Source organism: Streptomyces sp. NPDC025618 (assembly GCF_055558795.1).
The window spans coordinates 1-14,923 of sequence record NZ_JBVHLW010000004.1; the positions used below are offsets into that span (position 1 = coordinate 1).

The 14,923-nt window shown below is 74.4% G+C and carries 9 protein-coding genes; 6 read left to right on the forward strand and 3 right to left on the reverse strand.

Annotated elements, in window-relative coordinates; genetic code table 11:
- Positions 1-300 precede the first annotated feature (300 nt).
- Positions 301-2,181: a DNA helicase RecQ gene (recQ, locus tag ACZ4A5_RS05590; protein WP_467578719.1), complete on the forward strand. Its 1,881-nt coding sequence runs from the start codon at positions 301-303 to the stop codon at positions 2,179-2,181.
- A gap of 683 nt (positions 2,182-2,864) precedes the next feature.
- Here the strand turns inward: recQ and ACZ4A5_RS05595 are convergent.
- Positions 2,865-3,965 carry a questin oxidase family protein gene (locus ACZ4A5_RS05595; protein ID WP_467578721.1) on the reverse strand — a complete coding sequence of 367 codons (1,101 nt, stop codon included), beginning with the start codon at positions 3,963-3,965 and terminating at the stop codon, positions 2,865-2,867.
- Positions 3,966-4,035: 70 nt separating this feature from the next.
- On the opposite strand from ACZ4A5_RS05595, the gene ACZ4A5_RS05600 reads away from it, so the two are divergent.
- Positions 4,036-4,557: a MarR family winged helix-turn-helix transcriptional regulator gene (locus tag ACZ4A5_RS05600; protein ID WP_467578723.1), complete on the forward strand. Its 522-nt coding sequence runs from the start codon at positions 4,036-4,038 to the stop codon at positions 4,555-4,557.
- On the opposite strand, the gene ACZ4A5_RS05605 is transcribed toward ACZ4A5_RS05600, so the two are convergent.
- A complete protein-coding gene (locus ACZ4A5_RS05605) occupies positions 4,475-5,290 on the reverse strand; it encodes a class F sortase (protein ID WP_467578725.1) in 816 nt (271 codons plus the stop codon). The genes ACZ4A5_RS05600 and ACZ4A5_RS05605 overlap by 83 nt on opposite strands.
- Before the next feature lie 621 nt (positions 5,291-5,911).
- A complete protein-coding gene (locus tag ACZ4A5_RS05610; RefSeq protein ID WP_467578727.1) occupies positions 5,912-6,529 on the reverse strand; it encodes a hypothetical protein in 618 nt (205 codons plus the stop codon).
- A 344-nt stretch (positions 6,530-6,873) separates the two neighbouring features.
- Between ACZ4A5_RS05610 and ACZ4A5_RS05615 the strand changes: the two genes are divergently transcribed.
- Genes ACZ4A5_RS05615 through ACZ4A5_RS05630 form a run of 4 tightly spaced genes read left to right on the forward strand, consistent with a single transcriptional unit; the run spans position 6,874 to position 14,721 of the window.
- Positions 6,874-8,673, forward strand: a complete 1,800-nt coding sequence (locus ACZ4A5_RS05615) for a trypsin-like serine peptidase (protein WP_467578729.1) — start codon at positions 6,874-6,876, stop codon at positions 8,671-8,673.
- Complete coding sequence (locus tag ACZ4A5_RS05620) at positions 8,670-10,970, forward strand: serine/threonine-protein kinase (RefSeq protein ID WP_467578731.1); 2,301 nt, start codon at positions 8,670-8,672, stop codon at positions 10,968-10,970. The genes ACZ4A5_RS05615 and ACZ4A5_RS05620 overlap by 4 nt, the downstream gene beginning before the upstream one ends.
- A 14-nt stretch (positions 10,971-10,984) precedes the next feature.
- Positions 10,985-12,460, forward strand: a complete 1,476-nt coding sequence (locus ACZ4A5_RS05625) for a VWA domain-containing protein (RefSeq protein WP_467578733.1) — start codon at positions 10,985-10,987, stop codon at positions 12,458-12,460.
- Entirely contained in the window at positions 12,457-14,721 is a 2,265-nt protein-coding gene (locus ACZ4A5_RS05630) for an ABC transporter substrate-binding protein (protein WP_467578735.1), read from the forward strand. The genes ACZ4A5_RS05625 and ACZ4A5_RS05630 overlap by 4 nt, the downstream gene beginning before the upstream one ends.
- The last annotated feature ends 202 nt before the right edge of the window (positions 14,722-14,923 follow it).

Sequence of the window (14,923 nt, forward strand, 5' to 3'; positions counted from 1 at the left end):
ACCCTGAAGCGGATACGTCCCGCACGTGCCCTCCGGTGGGAGGGGGTGGGGCTGGAGGGTGGGGTTCTGGAACGCGGTGCGAATTCGGGGCACTCAATGCGTATGACCCGCAGCGCACCGCGTTCCAGGTCCTCAGCCCGGAAGGCCCACCCCCGGCACCCACCACAACCACAGCCCGGCCGGCGATTGACGCCACCCGAACCCCAGCCACAGACAACCCGCACCAGACAACGGCGAGCGAGCGACCCCACTTATCCACAGTCACCCATTCGGGTAAGCCAACCCTCGTAGACTTCAAAAATGGCCGCTCCCACTGAGACCGCTCGTCCCTCCGACCCCGCCAACCCCAGCGACGCCCTGCGCTGCCTTCAGCGCGTCTTCGGCTATGACGCGTTCCGAGGCGACCAGGAAGAGATCATCGAGCACGTCGTCGCAGGTGGGGACAGTCTCGTGCTCATGCCCACCGGTGGCGGCAAGTCGCTCTGCTATCAGATCCCGGCGCTCGTGCGGCCGGGTGTGGGGGTGGTGATCTCGCCACTGATCGCGCTCATGCAGGACCAGGTCGACGCGCTGCGCGCGCTCGGGGTCCGGGCGGGGTTCCTGAATTCCACGCAGGATCTCGACGAGCGGCGGACGGTCGAGGCGGAGTTCCTGGCGGGCGAGATCGACCTGCTCTATCTGGCGCCGGAGCGGCTGCGGGTCGAGGCCACGCTGCGGCTGCTGGACCGAGGCAAGATCTCCCTCTTCGCCATCGACGAGGCGCACTGTGTGGCGCAGTGGGGCCACGACTTCCGGCCGGACTATCTGGCGCTGTCCCAGCTCCACGAGCGCTGGCCGGACGTGCCGCGCATCGCGCTGACGGCGACCGCCACGGAGGCCACGCACGCGGAGATCGCGGGGCGGCTGAATCTCCAGGACGCCCGGCACTTCGTGGCGAGCTTCGACCGGCCGAACATCCAGTACCGCATCGTCGCGAAGGACGACCCCAAGCGCCAGCTGCTGGAGCTGCTGCGCACCGAGCACCAGGGCGACGCGGGCGTGGTCTACTGCCTGTCCCGCAGGGGCGTGGAGGACACGGCGGCCTTCCTCGTGCAGAACGGCATCGACGCCCTGCCGTACCACGCGGGTCTCGACGCGCGGGTCCGCGCCGCGAACCAGGCGCGCTTCCTCCGCGAGGACGGCGTGGTCATGGTGGCCACGATCGCGTTCGGCATGGGCATCGACAAGCCGGACGTACGCTTCGTCGCCCACCTCGACCTGCCGAAGTCCGTCGAGGGGTATTACCAGGAGACCGGCCGCGCCGGGCGCGACGGCCTGCCGTCCACGGCCTGGCTGGCGTACGGGCTGCAGGACGTCGTCCAGCAGCGCAAGATGATCGACGGTTCCGAGGGCGACGACGCCCACCGCCGCCGGCTCGGCGCGCACCTCGACGCGATGCTGGCCCTGTGCGAGACGGTGGAGTGCCGCCGGGTCCAACTGCTGGCGTATTTCGGCCAGCAGAGCAGCCCTTGCGGCAACTGCGACACGTGCCTGACGCCCGCCGAGACGTGGGACGGCACCATCGCCGCCCAGAAGTTCCTCTCCGCGGTGCTGCGGCTGGCCCGGGAGCGGCGGCAGAAATTCGGCGCGGGGCAGATCATCGACATCCTGCTGGGCAAGAAGACCGCGAAGGTCATCCAGCACGACCACGACGGCCTGACGGTCTTCGGCATCGGCACCGAGCTGAGCGTCGCGGAGTGGCGGGGCGTGGTCCGCCAGCTGCTGGCGCAGGGGCTGCTGGCCGTCGAGGGCGACTTCGGCACGCTGGTCCTCACCGACGCGAGCGCGGAGGTGCTGGGCAGGCAGCGCGAGGTGCGACTGCGCCGCGAGCCGGTCCGCACCGCGAAGAGTGCCTCGCGCTCTTCCTCCGGTACGGGCAGGAAGAGCGTGCCCGTCGATCTTCCGGCGGAGCTGGTCCCGGTCTTCGAAGAGCTGCGCGCCTGGCGTGCGGCCACCGCGCGTGAGCAGGGCGTTCCCGCGTATGTGATCTTCCACGACGCGACGCTGCGGCAGATCGCGACGGCTTCGCCCACATCGCTGGAGGAGCTTTCGGGAATCAGCGGGGTGGGTGAGGGCAAGCTGGCGAAGTATGGTCAGCCGATCCTGGACCTGCTGGGGGCTTTGCGGGCGGCGGCGGAGTAGCCGGGGGCTCCGCCGTTGCCTTGTGCGGGTTTCGTTGCCGCCTGCGGCGGGAGCGCCGTTGCCTTGTGCGGGTCCACTGCCGCCTGCGGCGGGAGCGCCGCTGCCTTGTGCGGGTCCACTGCCGCCTGCGGCGGGAGCGCCGTTGCCTTGTGCGGGTCCACTGCCGCCTGCGGCGGGAGCGCCGTTGCCTTGTGCGGGTGCGTTGCCGCCTGCGGCGGGAGCGCCCTTCGGGCGCGGCCTCAATCGCCGGCCGGGCTTGGGTTGTGGTGGGTGCCGGGGGTGGGACTTCCGGGCTGAGGACCTGGAACGCGGTGCGGGCACCGTTTCTCGTATGGAGTGCCCCAAATTCGCACCGCGTTCCAGAACCCCACCCTCCAGCCCCACCCCCTCCCACCGGAGAGCACGTGCGGGACGCATCCGCTTCAGGGTTCCCAATCAGCCCGTCCGGCGCTTGAGGACAACGCGCGAAGCGCGTTGCGGGGTCTGGGGGCTTGCCCCCAGTTTCGGGAAGGGGCGGGGCTGGGGAACAAACAGCCCGTGGGGGCACCTCCCAGCGTTAGCTGGGGGAGATTGAGGACGCGGCCGCAGGCCGCTCCCGCCGCAGGCGGCAACGAAACCCGCACGCCGGAGGCTGAGGCACGCGCCCAACCAGGGGCCCGGGGGCAACCCCGGATAAGAACCCCCTACCCCGCCACCCCCCGAGGCGAAATGCGCCGCTGCGCCGCAAGCACCGCAGCCCCGAACCGCCCATCCGGCCGCAACGCGAACTCCCTCGCGCACGCCTCCGTGAATTTGAGGACGTGTTCGTCGCCGTGAGCCACCGCCCGGGCGATGAGTTCGTCGAAGGGCGGGACATCCGCCTCCGCCGCGTCCCGGGCCACGGTCGCCTCGGCGCCGCGGTCGCCCGTGAACGCGAGCAGCAGCGCGGTGTGGACGTGCCAGAGGGCGGCGAGTGAGGGCTCGTGGAGCTCGTCGGGCAGGTGGGGCAGTACGAGGCGTACGGCGGCGGGCGCGGTGACGCCGTGCACGAGGGGGACCTCGGGGAGCTCCGGATGGGCCAGGTAGACCCCGGCGAACTCGGTGGTCATCTCGCTGAGCAGCCACTGCGTGTGCGCGGGGGCGAGCGCGTCGAGGGCCTCGGCGTAGCCGGGGAAGGTGTCCACGACGGCCAGCCGCCGCGCGGCGACGCCCGGGACGAAGTCGCCGGTGTGCGGGGTGCGGGGCAGGGCGGCCACGGCCGCCGCGAGGTTCCGCGTGCCGCGCATCCGGACCTCGCCGGGCAGGTGGGCGAAGCGCGCCGCCCAGTAGGCCAGGCCCCGGGCCAGCTCGGTGAGCTGGCCCGGGGTGGGCCGCGGGGCGGCGGCCAGGGAGCGTACGGCGTGGGCGGTGCGGATCACGCCGTGGGTGAGGCCCGCGAGCAGTCCGGGCAGCAGCCGGGGCCACCAGCGGGTGAGCACCTCGCGCCAGGGGGCGGCGGCGAGTTCGCGGGCGAAGAGGACCTCCCAGTCACCGGCGCGGGAGAAGTCCCCGAGGGCCGGGCGCCAGGAGGCGGGGTCGGCCGGGTCGAGCGCGAAGCGCGGGGCGGGCACCTCGTGGTGGGGCATGACGGTGCGGTAGCCCTCGACCCACGCGGCGACCTCGTCGCCGTGGCCGAGCACGGCGAGTGCCTCCGCGCCCATGGGGCCGTGGTTGGCGAGGTCGCCCTGGGCCCCACGTTCGTAACCGAGGTCGTGCATGCGTTCCAGCGCGTCGTTGACCGCGTCCTGGTAGCCGATGGACGGCATGGTGGAGCCCCCTGTCCAGAAGTTCGGATTCCCGAATGGTTTGGATTTACGAAGCATCTACAATCGCAGTATGCCCCACGCCGCAGAACCCGGGAAACACCGGCTCCCCACCCCGGAGGAGACCGAGGCCATCGGCCTGGTGCCCCTGCTGGCGCCCTATATCCGCCAGGCCACCGCCGAGATGCCCGACGAGCTGCGCACGGTCTTCGAGACCCACAACCTCACCGCGCGGCACGGCGCCGTACTGCCGCAGCTGATCGCCGAACAGCCGCTGGCCGTGAGCGAGCTGGCGCAGCGGCTGCGGCTGTCGCTGTCGACCACCAGTGAGCTGGTGGGCGCACTCGACCGGGCCGGCCTGGTCGAGCGCCGCGAGGACCCCGCCAACCGGCGCCGCACGCTGGTCGCCGTCGCGGAGCACCGCCTGCCCGTGGTCGAGGCGTTCATCGCCACCCGCTCCCGGCCGCTGCTGCGCGCGCTGGACAGCCTGTCGCCGCGCGACCGCGCGGGCTTCATCGCAGGACTGACCGCATGGGCGCGAGAGGTGCGGGACCGGCCGGCCGGGCGCGCGGGAAGGGCTCCCGCACCGAAGTGAGGTGCGCGTAGACGACGACGTTGCCCAGATACGCGTGGGCGTCCGTGTCGAAGCCGCCGCCACAGGTGATCACCCTCAACTCGGCCCGCGCGGAAGGCCCGTAGACCTTCTCGGAGGGGAAGTCGTCGTTGCTGTACACCTCGATCGCGTCGATCGTGAAGACCGCGGTGCGGCCGTCGGCGCGGGCGATCTCCACGGCCTGCCCCTTCTTCAGAGCGCCCAGGCTGTAGAAGACGGCGGGGCCGGCGGCCGTGTCGACGTGCCCGGCGACGATCGCCGTGCCGGGCGCCCCGGGCGTGGTGCCGCCCGCGTACCAGCCCGCGAGGTCGCGGTCGTCCTCCGGCGGGCTGGCGAGACTGCCGTCCGGCAGCAGGGACAGGGGCCACGTCGGGGCGTCCACCTGGATGTCCGGGATCCGGACCCGCGTCGGCGGCGAGGGCGGCAGCGGCGGCACGCTGGGGCCCATGCGGGGTACGGGCGCGCCGGGGCGGTACGGCGCGAACGCCTGGGCGGCGGACGGCTGCGGCGGCGGGCCCTGGGCGTCCGCGCCGTGACGGATCAGCCAGCTGCCGAGGCAGAGGGCGATGGCGAGCGCGGTGGCGACGACCGCCTTGCGGCGGGCTTCCGCGGCGGGGTCCCGGGGTGCGCTTGCGCTTGCCGCGCGGGCTTCGTGGGCTCGGGTGGCACGGGCGGTGCGGGTGCGGGCGTGGCGGGTCTTCCGCGTCTCGCCCATTCGGAGCCTCCGCTGCGCGTTGCTTTTACCGGGGTTGTGGGTGCGGGCCGGTCACTGGGACGCGAGCCTGCGCTGCGCGTTGCCTTTGCCCGAGTGCGGGCCGGTCACTGGGGCGGCGCCCCAGACCCCGCGTGCGGGCCCGTTGGCCTGCGGCGCCTTTTCCCCAGCCCCGCCCCTTCCCGAAACTGGGGGCGAGCCCCCAGACCCCCGCGCACGTTGCCGGAACCGGGGCTGCACCCCGGACCCCCAGCAACACGGCTTCGCCGCGTTGTCCTCAAACTCCCCCAGCTACCTCCCCCAGACTCCGTCCGGGGGCGCCCCCAGAGGTGCCCCCAACGGGCTGATTGGGAACCCTGAAGCGGATACGTCCCGCACGTGCCCTCCGGTGGGAGGGGGTGGGGCTGGAGGGTGGGGTTCTGGAACGCGGTGCGAATTCGGGGCACTCAATACGCCTCACGGTGCCCGCACCGCGTTCCAGGTCCTCAGCCCGGAAGACCCACCCCCGGCACCCACCACACACCCAAGCCCGGCCGGCGATTGAGGCCGCGCCCGCAGGGCGCTCCCGCCGCAGGCGGCAACGAAACCCGCAGACCACCCCACCCCAAGCACAAACAACCCGCCTCAGATCCGCCCACCCCCACGCCGCCGCAAGAACCACGTACCACCCACCGCCGCCGTCGCCAGCAGCGCCGCCCCCGCCATGATCTCCGTCAGGCCCGAGTTCTCACTCGTGGAGCCGACACCGGTCTTCACACCGCCCTTGGGCGGCTTCGTGGTCATCACGCCCGCACCCGTACTCGCGCTCGCACTCGCGCCCGCGCCCGCGCCCGCCCGCACACTGGGAGCACTGCTCGCACCACCACCGCCACCGACGGAACCACCGCCAACGGAACCGCCGACCATCAAGTCACCCGTGGCCTCCTTGCCGTTGCGGCACTTGACGCCGATGCCGTACGTGCCGGACTTCGCCTTGGCAGGGACCGTGAACTGGCCCACGACGGCGTCGTGGGCACCCGATTTGAGGGCGAAGGAAGCCGGGCCGCCGACCGCGCTGGCGTCGCCCGTGCCCGAGCCGTCGGGGCCGCAGGCGGTGGTGTTCACCGTGATCACGGTGCCGGGCTGGGCGGGGCTGGGGCTGACCTCGAGTTTCCCGAAGTCCCCGGCGAGCGCGGGGGCACCCGCCAGCCCGAGGGCCGTCATGGTCAGAGCGGCCCCGGTGAGCATTCGTGCAGTACGCATGCCTGTCCTCCGAGAACGCGGACGCGGCACACCGATGTGCCACCGAAGGCGTGAGGATTCCGCGCTCCTATGAGCCGAGCGAAACCGCGTTCCGGGCCCGCCGCACCTTGACGTCACATCAGATCGACCGCCTCCGGCGAGCCGCCCGGAAGGCGTAACGGCAGGTCACCAGGGGTGACCGTACGACTACCGGAGCAACGGACCCGGTGCCCGGCAAACGGGTGAACCGCGCCGCTCGCCCGCCGCGGCGCGCGGGCGCGGGTCCGGACCGGGACCACACAGAACGGTGACCCCTGGGTCACGAGGGGTCACTTCGCGCCGGGTCGCGCGTATGCTCTGCGCCCATGGGGGAGGAGACCGAGGACCCCGTCAACGGCCATACGTTCGAGGAGACTTGGCGGGTCCGTATTTCCACGCCCGGCGGCGAGATGCTGGGCGCGGGCATCCTGGTCAGCGCCGACACGGTTCTGACCTGTGCCCATGTCATTCCCTGGGACGGCGGGCCGGAGCCCACCGCCGAGGTGGTCGCGGAGCTCGTCGGGGTGGCCGGGGCGCCGGCCGTGCGGGCGCGGGTCGCCGAGCGGTGCTGGGTGCCGGAGCTGGCGGACTCACGCGGTGACGTGGCGCTGCTCCGGCTGGCCGAGCCGCAGGACGCCCGGCACGCGGCGCCGCTGCACCGCGTGGCGCCGTCACCCGGCCGGGCCGTGCGGATGTGCGGCTTCCCGCGGACGAGGGGGCTGGCCGACGGGGTGTGGTTCCGGGCCACGATCGCGGGTCCGAGCGGGCCGCGCGGGGAGTGGGTGCAGCTCTTCCCGGCCACGCCGGAGGAGACGGTGCGGCCCGGGTTCAGCGGCGCGGCCGTCACCGACGCGGAGACGCACCGGGTGCTGGGCATGGTCGTCAGCCGCTACGACGACCGGAGTTCGGCCGCGCCGGACGGCAAGCTGCACCTGTCGTACATGATCCCCATCGAGACCGTCGTGCGGTATCTCCCGCTCATCGGCGACCACGTGACCGGCCGGCCCGGCAACTCGCTCCCGCCGGTGCCCTCGGGGGCGCCCCGCGACCGGGAGTTCGCGCGCTGGCTGGCCCGCTGGTTCCGCGCCGCGGAGGGCATGCGCGACGTCGAGGCGATCGTCATCAAGAAGGGCGAGGCGGCCCGTGCCGCGACGCTGAGCCGGGCGGTCGCCCTGGCCGACCGCGAGGTGGTGGCCGACCCGCCCCCGCCGGTCCCCGCGCGCGCCACGGGGGACCCGCGCGTCCCCGCGCCCCGCTCCCCCGGGCGGCCGGCCGGGGGTGCCAACGGGCACGTCGTCACCCGGGCGCTCGACGACACCGCGCCGCCCGTCGGCAGTGTCGACCTCGCGCTGGACGTGTCCGGGGAGACCGTCGCGCAGTTCGCCGAGCGGGTCGCCGACCGGCTCGGGCTGCAGCCCGGGAACGGCGACTCCGTGGTGGGGCGGTTCGGTGACATCCGTGCCGTGCCGCTGACGATCGTCGCGGAAGGGGTGGACTACGCGGCCGACCCCGTCGCACTCGTCGAGTTCACCGACCTGCTGGCCGCCCGCGGCGCTCGCCTGTTGCTCGTTTTCCGCAACCCCGACTCGCAGAGCCTGGAGCTGGCGCTGAGGATGGCCGACCCGAGCAAGGACGAGATCGCCGCGCGGCTCGACCGGGTGCGCGACCGCATCGAGCACATCGCCCGCCGCGAACGCACCGCGTACGACAGGGCCGCCCTGATCGCGCCCGTGCGCCGCCCGCCGCGCGAGGCGGCCGGGCTGCGGCTGGACCTGACGGGGCTGCGCCACGACCCCGAGCTGGGCAGCAGACGGTTCCTGCCGAAGCTCGCGGCGTTCGAGAGCGCGGTGGAGTCGGGGCTGCTGCGGGTCGAGGAGGCGATCGGCCGGGCCGAGGCGGCGATCGCGCGCCGCGACGAACTGCGCGGCCGGCTGGAGGCGTTCTTCGCGCTGCTCGCCGCCCGCAGCCTGGAGGAGGAGCAGGCGGCGGCCCCGCTCTACCGCACGGCCCACAATCTCCTCTACCAGGCGCCCTGCGAGCTCACCGAGGCCGAGCAGGCGGTGGAGGGCTTCGCGGAGGCCGTACGGCGGCACACCCACCGCCCGCGAGGGGGCGAGCGGCCGTGACCGTGACAGGGGGAGCCCGGCCGCCCGACTGCGACCGCCCCGGCTGCGAGGGCTGCTCCGCCGACGGCACGGGCTTCTGCCGGGTGACCGGGCGGCGGATACGCCCTCCGGAACAGCGCCCGCCCATGGAGAGCCCGCCCACGGCGGGCACCCGGCGGCGGATCGCCGCCGACCGGCTCTTCAGCGTGGAGCCCGCGGGCGACGGCCTGCTCGACCTGCCGTTCGTGCGCACGCCCTCCCCCGAGGCGCTCGTCGTGCCCGATCCCCAGGTGCCGCTCGGCGGCAAGACGTGCGGCTACGAAGGCTGCACGGCGATCGTCGGCCGCCCGCACGCGGGCCAGCCCGCCCTCGCCACCGGCTACTGCTCCCACTGTGGGCACCCCTTCGACTTCACCCCGCGCCTCGCCGCGGGCGACCTCGTGGGCGAGCAGTACCGCGTCGTCGGCTGCCTCGCCAACGGCGGCCTGGGCTGGGTCTATCTCGCCCACGACACCCGGCTGGAGAACCACCCCGTCGCCCTCAAGGGCCTCATCCACACCGGGGACCCCGTCGCCCTCCACCTCGCGGGCGAGGAGCGGCGCTCGCTCACCCGCCTCGACCACCCCGGCATCGTCCGCATCATCAACTACGTGACCCACCCGGCCCGGGGCACCGCCGAGGACGACGGGCGCACCGGCTACATCGTCATGGAGTTCGTCGGCGGCATGCAGCTGTCGCAGGTCAAGGAACGGATCGCGCGCGGGGACGGCCCGTTCGGCGGGCCGCGCGTCTTCGAGTACGTCCTCGCGTACGGCTGCCGCGTCCTCGACGCGCTCGGCCACCTCCACCGCGAGGGCCTGCTCTACTGCGACCTCAAGCCCAACAACGTCATGCACCACGAGGACCGGGTCAAGCTCATCGATCTGGGCGCCGTCCGCCGGATCGGGGACCGGGACGGCACGATCCTGGGCGCGCGCGGCTTCATCGCGCCCGAGGTCGCGCACCACCGGGCGGCGGGGCTCTCGCCGCGCTCGGACCTCTTCAGCGTGGGGATGACGCTGCGGGCGCTGTCCGACGAGGCGTCCCCCGCCGACCGCCCGCCGGGCCTGGGCGGCGAGTCCTACGAACGCGCCGTCGCCCGCGCCACCGCCGAGGACCCGCGCGCCCGCTACGCCTCCGCCCGCGAGATGGCGGAGCAGCTGCGCGGGGTGCTGCGGGAGATCCGCGCGCTGCGCACCGGCCGCGAACACCCGGAGCCGTCCACGCTGTTCGCGCCGACGGCCGCCCTGCTGGACGCGTCGCTGGGCCGCGTGCCGCCCCTGGAGCGCTGGCTGAGCGGGCCGCGGCGGCCGGTCCTCGGCCACGGGCTGCCCGCGCCGGACCGGGTGCCGCTGGTCCTGCCCGTGCCCTATCCGGACCCGGCGGACCCGGGCGCCGCGCTGCTCGGGCAGCCGACGGCCAGCGGGCCGCGCCGGCTGATCCAGCAGCTCTACGCGTCGGACCGCAGCTCGGTGGAGATCCCGCTGCGGCAGTGCCGGGCCCACCTGGAGCTGGGCGAGCCGGAGGAGGCGGCGGAGCGGCTGGCGGCGGCCCGCTCGGCGGTGGGTGCCCCGGCGCCGTACGACTGGCGACTGAGCTGGCACCAGGGCCTGTTGCATCTTTCGCGGGGCGAACCGGCGCGCGCGGCAGGTGAGTTCGGCCGCGTCTACGCCGACCTGCCGGGTGAGTACGCGCCGAAGCTGGCGCTGGGCTACTGCGCGGAGCACCGCGGTGACGCGCCCGCCGCCGAGCGCTACTACCAGGCCGTGTGGCAGCGCAACCGGTCGCAGGGCAGCGCCGCGTTCGGCCTCGCGCGGCTGCGGCTCGCCGCCGGTGACCGCAGGGGCGCCGTGGAGGTGCTCGACGGCGTGCCGGAGGTCTCCCGGCACCACGACGCGGCGCGTACGGCGTGCGTCCGGATCCTCGGCGGGCGGCTGTGCTCCGACGGCGCGCGGCGGCTGCCGGAGGCGGCCGACCTCACGCAGGCGCTCGTGCGGCTGCCGCGCCTCTATCTCGACGAGGGCCACGCCACGGGCCCGGCCCGCGACCGGCTGGAGGCCGAGCTGCTCGACGTGGCGCTGGACTGGATCCGGGCGGACCCGGCACCCGCCGCCACGCCGCCCGGCGGCACGCTCTTCGGCACGGACGACGAGGAGTTCACCATCCGCGCCCGGCTCGAACAGAAGCTGCGCGGCCTCGCCCAGCAGGCCCGCACCCCGGACGGCCTCGGCGTCCTGGTCGACCTGGCCAACCGCGTCCGCCCGACGACCCGCGTCTGACCAGGGGGAGAGCGATGAACGGAGCAAGCGGTGCCGCCGGACCGGGCGGGCCCGCGCTGAGCGCGCTGATCGGCCAGAACTGGTATCTGCCGGCCGGCTCCGGCACCGTACCGGCGCACGCGATCCTCACCGTCGAGGCCGGGGGCACGCGCCCGCTCGCCCGGCGGGCCGAGTCCGCCGAGGTCATCGTCATCGACTGCTCGGGGTCGATGAACTCGCCGAGCACGAAGATCGCGGCGGCCCGGCGGGCGGCGGCCGCGGCCGTCGACGTGCTGCGCGACGGCACCCGGTTCGCGCTCGTCGAGGGCACCGCGCAGGCCCGCGTCGTCTATCCGGGCGCCGGGCGGATGGCGGTCGCCGGACCCGACTCGCGGGCCGACGCCGCGCATGTGGCGGCCGGTCTGGTGGCCGCCGGGGGCACCGCGATCGCCAGTTGGCTGGAGTGCGCGCACGGCCTGCTCGCCGCGGAGGACACCCCGATCCGGCACGCCCTGCTGCTGACCGACGGGCGCAACGAGCACGACCGGCCGGGCGAGCTGGAGCGCGTCCTGTCCGCGTGCGCGGGCCGGTTCCGGTGCGACGCGCGGGGCATCGGCGAGGCGTGGGCGGCCACCGAGCTCCGCGAGATCGCCGCCCGGCTGCACGGGGTGGCCGACGCGGTCGAGAACGACTCCGACCTGGAGGCGGAGTTCCGCACGATGATGACCAGCGCCATGGCCAAGGCCCTGCCGGACGTACGGATCCGGGTCAGTCTGCGCGACGGCAGCGAACTCCGCTTCGTCAAGCAGGTCTTCCCCACCGAGCTCGACCTCACCGCCGAGGGCGTGCGGACGGACGGGCGCACATGGGAGTTCCCGACCGGGGCGTGGGGCGACGAGTCCCGTGACTTCCACCTGTGCGTCACGGCCGACCCGGACGGCGACCCGGCGGGCGAGGAACTCCAGCTCGCCCTGGTCACGTTGGTGACGCCGGGCGCCGACGCCGCCCCCGCGCCCGCCGCGCTGCCCGCCCCCTGCCAGCTGAAGGTCGTATGGACCGACGACCGCGCCCTGTCGACGCGCGTCCACCCCCGCGTCGCCCACTACGACGGGCACGCGGAGCTGGGCCGGTCCGTGGTCGCCGGGTGCGAGGCGTACGAACGCGGTGAGCCGGACGCGGCGGAGGCCGCGTGGGGGCGGGCGGTGCGCCTGGCACACGAGCTGGGTGACGAGAAGACGCTGCGCAGACTGCGGCGCCTGGTGACCGTCACCGACGCCGCACGCGGCGAGGTCCGGGTGCGGCCCGGCCTGTCGACCGGCGACCTCAACGCGGCCTGGGTGACAGCCGATCACAGCACCCAGTGGACCGAGGAGACCCAGCAGCCACCGCCCCCGGCGGAGGCCCCGGACCTGGTGTGCCCGCGGTGCGCCCGCCGCTCGGCGGCCGGGGCCAACGTCTGCGCGGAGTGCGGGCACCGCTTCTCCCCGCCGCCCGCCGGTCCGACGGCATGAACGGCGCCTCCGGCACCCGCCCGTACCTCATACGACGCCTCGCCGCCCTCCTCGCCGGGACCCTGATCACTTGCGCGGCCCTGCTGACCGCGTACTACGGCGTCAGCCGCAACGCCCCCGCGGTGAACGGCCGGACGACCCCGGCCATCGTGGAGATCGCGGCCGCCGAGACCTCGCTCAAAGCGTCCTTCGCCGCCGCGAAGGCCGGCCTGACCGGCCCGGCCGGTCCCGTCGAAGGGGCGGGCGAGGAGTACCGGGCCCAGCTCAACGCCGCCAACCAGGCGCTGGAGAAGGCGACCATCGACACCGTCGCGGGCGACGACGGACGGCAGACCCTGCGCACGGCCTCCGGCCTCGTCTCCTCGTACGGCTATCTCATCGAGCAGGCCGTCCGCAGCGGCACCGACGCGGTGCTGCGCGACGCGTACGTGGCGAGCGCCCACTCCACCCTGACGCGCCCCGGCAGCGGCATCGTGGACCGCCTCGAAGAGGTCCAGCGGGAACAGCGCGACGTGCTGGACCGGCAGGTGTCGTTCGGCTGGCTGCTGACCCTGGTCTGGACCGTGGCCCTCGCCCTGTGCGCGGGGCTGGGCTGGCTGCTGGCCGACACCCAGCGCACGCTGCGCCGCCGGTTCCGCCGCCGCGTCAACCCGGCCCTGGCCGCGGGCACGGCGCTGCTGACCGCCCTCGCGCTGACGCTGGCCGTCTTCGCCGTCCAGATCCAGGGCCGGCTGCACACGGCGGCCGCGCGCATCGCGTACGACCGGACGCACGGCGGAACAGGCGCGGAGACCCTCCACCAGGTCAACGACGCCCTGCGGAGCACCCAGTGGCGTGCGGCGCTCACGGGCTACGTGGTGCTCGCGGGCGTGCTGATCGCCGCGCTGGTCCTGATCGGGCTCCAGCCGCGCATCGACGAATACCGCTTCCGGCACCCGGTCCCCGTCCGGCACGCCGAGAGCCCGATGAGCGTGCTGCTGGGCGCGCGGGACCGCGGGCAGCCGGTCACCGCCGCCCTGCTCGCCTTCTGGCTGGTGGCGATCGGGGCCGTGGCGTACGGCGACCGGCAGGGCGAGCACCCCGCCCGGGTGACGGTGCTCGCCTCCTGGTCCGGCCTGGAGCAGCAGCGCTTCGAGAAGGTCCTCCGGGCCTTCGCCGAGCGCACGCACCACGCCGTCAGCGTCAGCTATCAGGGCACCACCGCCCAGCGCGAGCTGCTGCTCTCCCAGGAGCGCACCGGCGACCCGCCCGACATCGCCATCCTGCCCAGCCGCGGCGAGGCCGCCGACTACGCCGCGCGCGACGCGCTCACGCCCCTCGACGGCGTCCTGCCGAAGAGCACCCTGGACGCCTACGGCCCGCAGTGGACGTCCCGGGCGGGCGGCCGGGTCTACGCCGTACCGGTCAAGGCCGACCTGAAGAGCATCGCGTGGTACGACGCCGGCGCCCCGCCCCGGGACCTGACCGCCCTCGCCGCCGACGGCGCCCACTGGTGCGCGGGCATGGGCGGCGACGACACCTCCGGCTGGCCGGGCACCGACTGGATCGAGGACATCCTCCTCCAGCAGAGCGGCGCGCGGGTCTACGAGCAGCTGGCGAACGGCGAGCTCCCGTGGGACTCCGACGTCATGGCCAGGGCCTGGGGGACCTTCGGCTCGGTCTTCACCGCGGGCCCGGCCCGGGCGGCCCTCGCCGAGGACTACACCCAGGGGCTCTTCCGCTCCTCCGGGCCCGGCGCGTGCGTGCTGGAGCACCAGGGCACGTTCATCCGCAGCGGCTACCCGAAGGACCGGCACCCCGACTTCGTCCCCAGCCCGCGGGTGCTGCCCGGCGCGGACCCGCGCTCCACCGCGCGCGAGGTCTCGGCGGACTACGCGGCGCTCTTCCACGACAGCCCGGCGGCGCGGCAGCTCCTGCGCTTCCTGACCACGCCGGAGGCCCAGCGGGTCTGGTCCGAACCGGACAAGGACCGCCCGGGGAACCCCTTCCGCCCCTTCTTCCCTTTCGCCGAGAGGCCGGTGCCCGTCCCCGCCGACGAGCCGCTGAACGCCCACATCGACCGCGAGCTCCGCGGCGCGGGCGCGCTGTGCCTCGACGCGTCCGACTCGATGCCGCCGCGGATGCGGTTCGCTTTCCAGCACGGGGTTCTGGACTATCTGAGCGCGCCGGGGCCGGCGAAGCTCGGCGAAGTCCTGCGGGACTTGGAGAAGGTGCGCGGGGGGATCCCGATGCGCGGGGGGCATGTGTGCGGCACGACGTAGCCCTGCGGGCAGCTTCTTCCCCAGCCCCGCCCCTTCCCGACTGGGGCGCGTGCCCCAGGCCCCCGGCTGCGGGTTTCGTTGCCGCCTGCGGCGGGAGAGCGCCCTTCGGGCGCGGGGTGGAGGGGGGGGGGGGGGGGGGGGGGGGGGGGGGGGGGGGCGCCCACCCCCCCCCCCCTCCGGGGAAAAAAAAAAAAAGACATTG

Coding starts and splice junctions, on each gene's coding strand:
- recQ (WP_467578719.1), top strand. CDS start 301: ATGGCCGCTCCCACTGAGACCGCTCGTCCCTCCGACCCCGCCAACCCC.
- ACZ4A5_RS05595 (WP_467578721.1), bottom strand. CDS start 3,965: ATGCCGTCCATCGGCTACCAGGACGCGGTCAACGACGCGCTGGAACGC.
- ACZ4A5_RS05600 (WP_467578723.1), top strand. CDS start 4,036: ATGCCCCACGCCGCAGAACCCGGGAAACACCGGCTCCCCACCCCGGAG.
- ACZ4A5_RS05605 (WP_467578725.1), bottom strand. CDS start 5,290: ATGGGCGAGACGCGGAAGACCCGCCACGCCCGCACCCGCACCGCCCGT.
- ACZ4A5_RS05610 (WP_467578727.1), bottom strand. CDS start 6,529: ATGCGTACTGCACGAATGCTCACCGGGGCCGCTCTGACCATGACGGCC.
- ACZ4A5_RS05615 (WP_467578729.1), top strand. CDS start 6,874: ATGGGGGAGGAGACCGAGGACCCCGTCAACGGCCATACGTTCGAGGAG.
- ACZ4A5_RS05625 (WP_467578733.1), top strand. CDS start 10,985: ATGAACGGAGCAAGCGGTGCCGCCGGACCGGGCGGGCCCGCGCTGAGC.
- ACZ4A5_RS05630 (WP_467578735.1), top strand. CDS start 12,457: ATGAACGGCGCCTCCGGCACCCGCCCGTACCTCATACGACGCCTCGCC.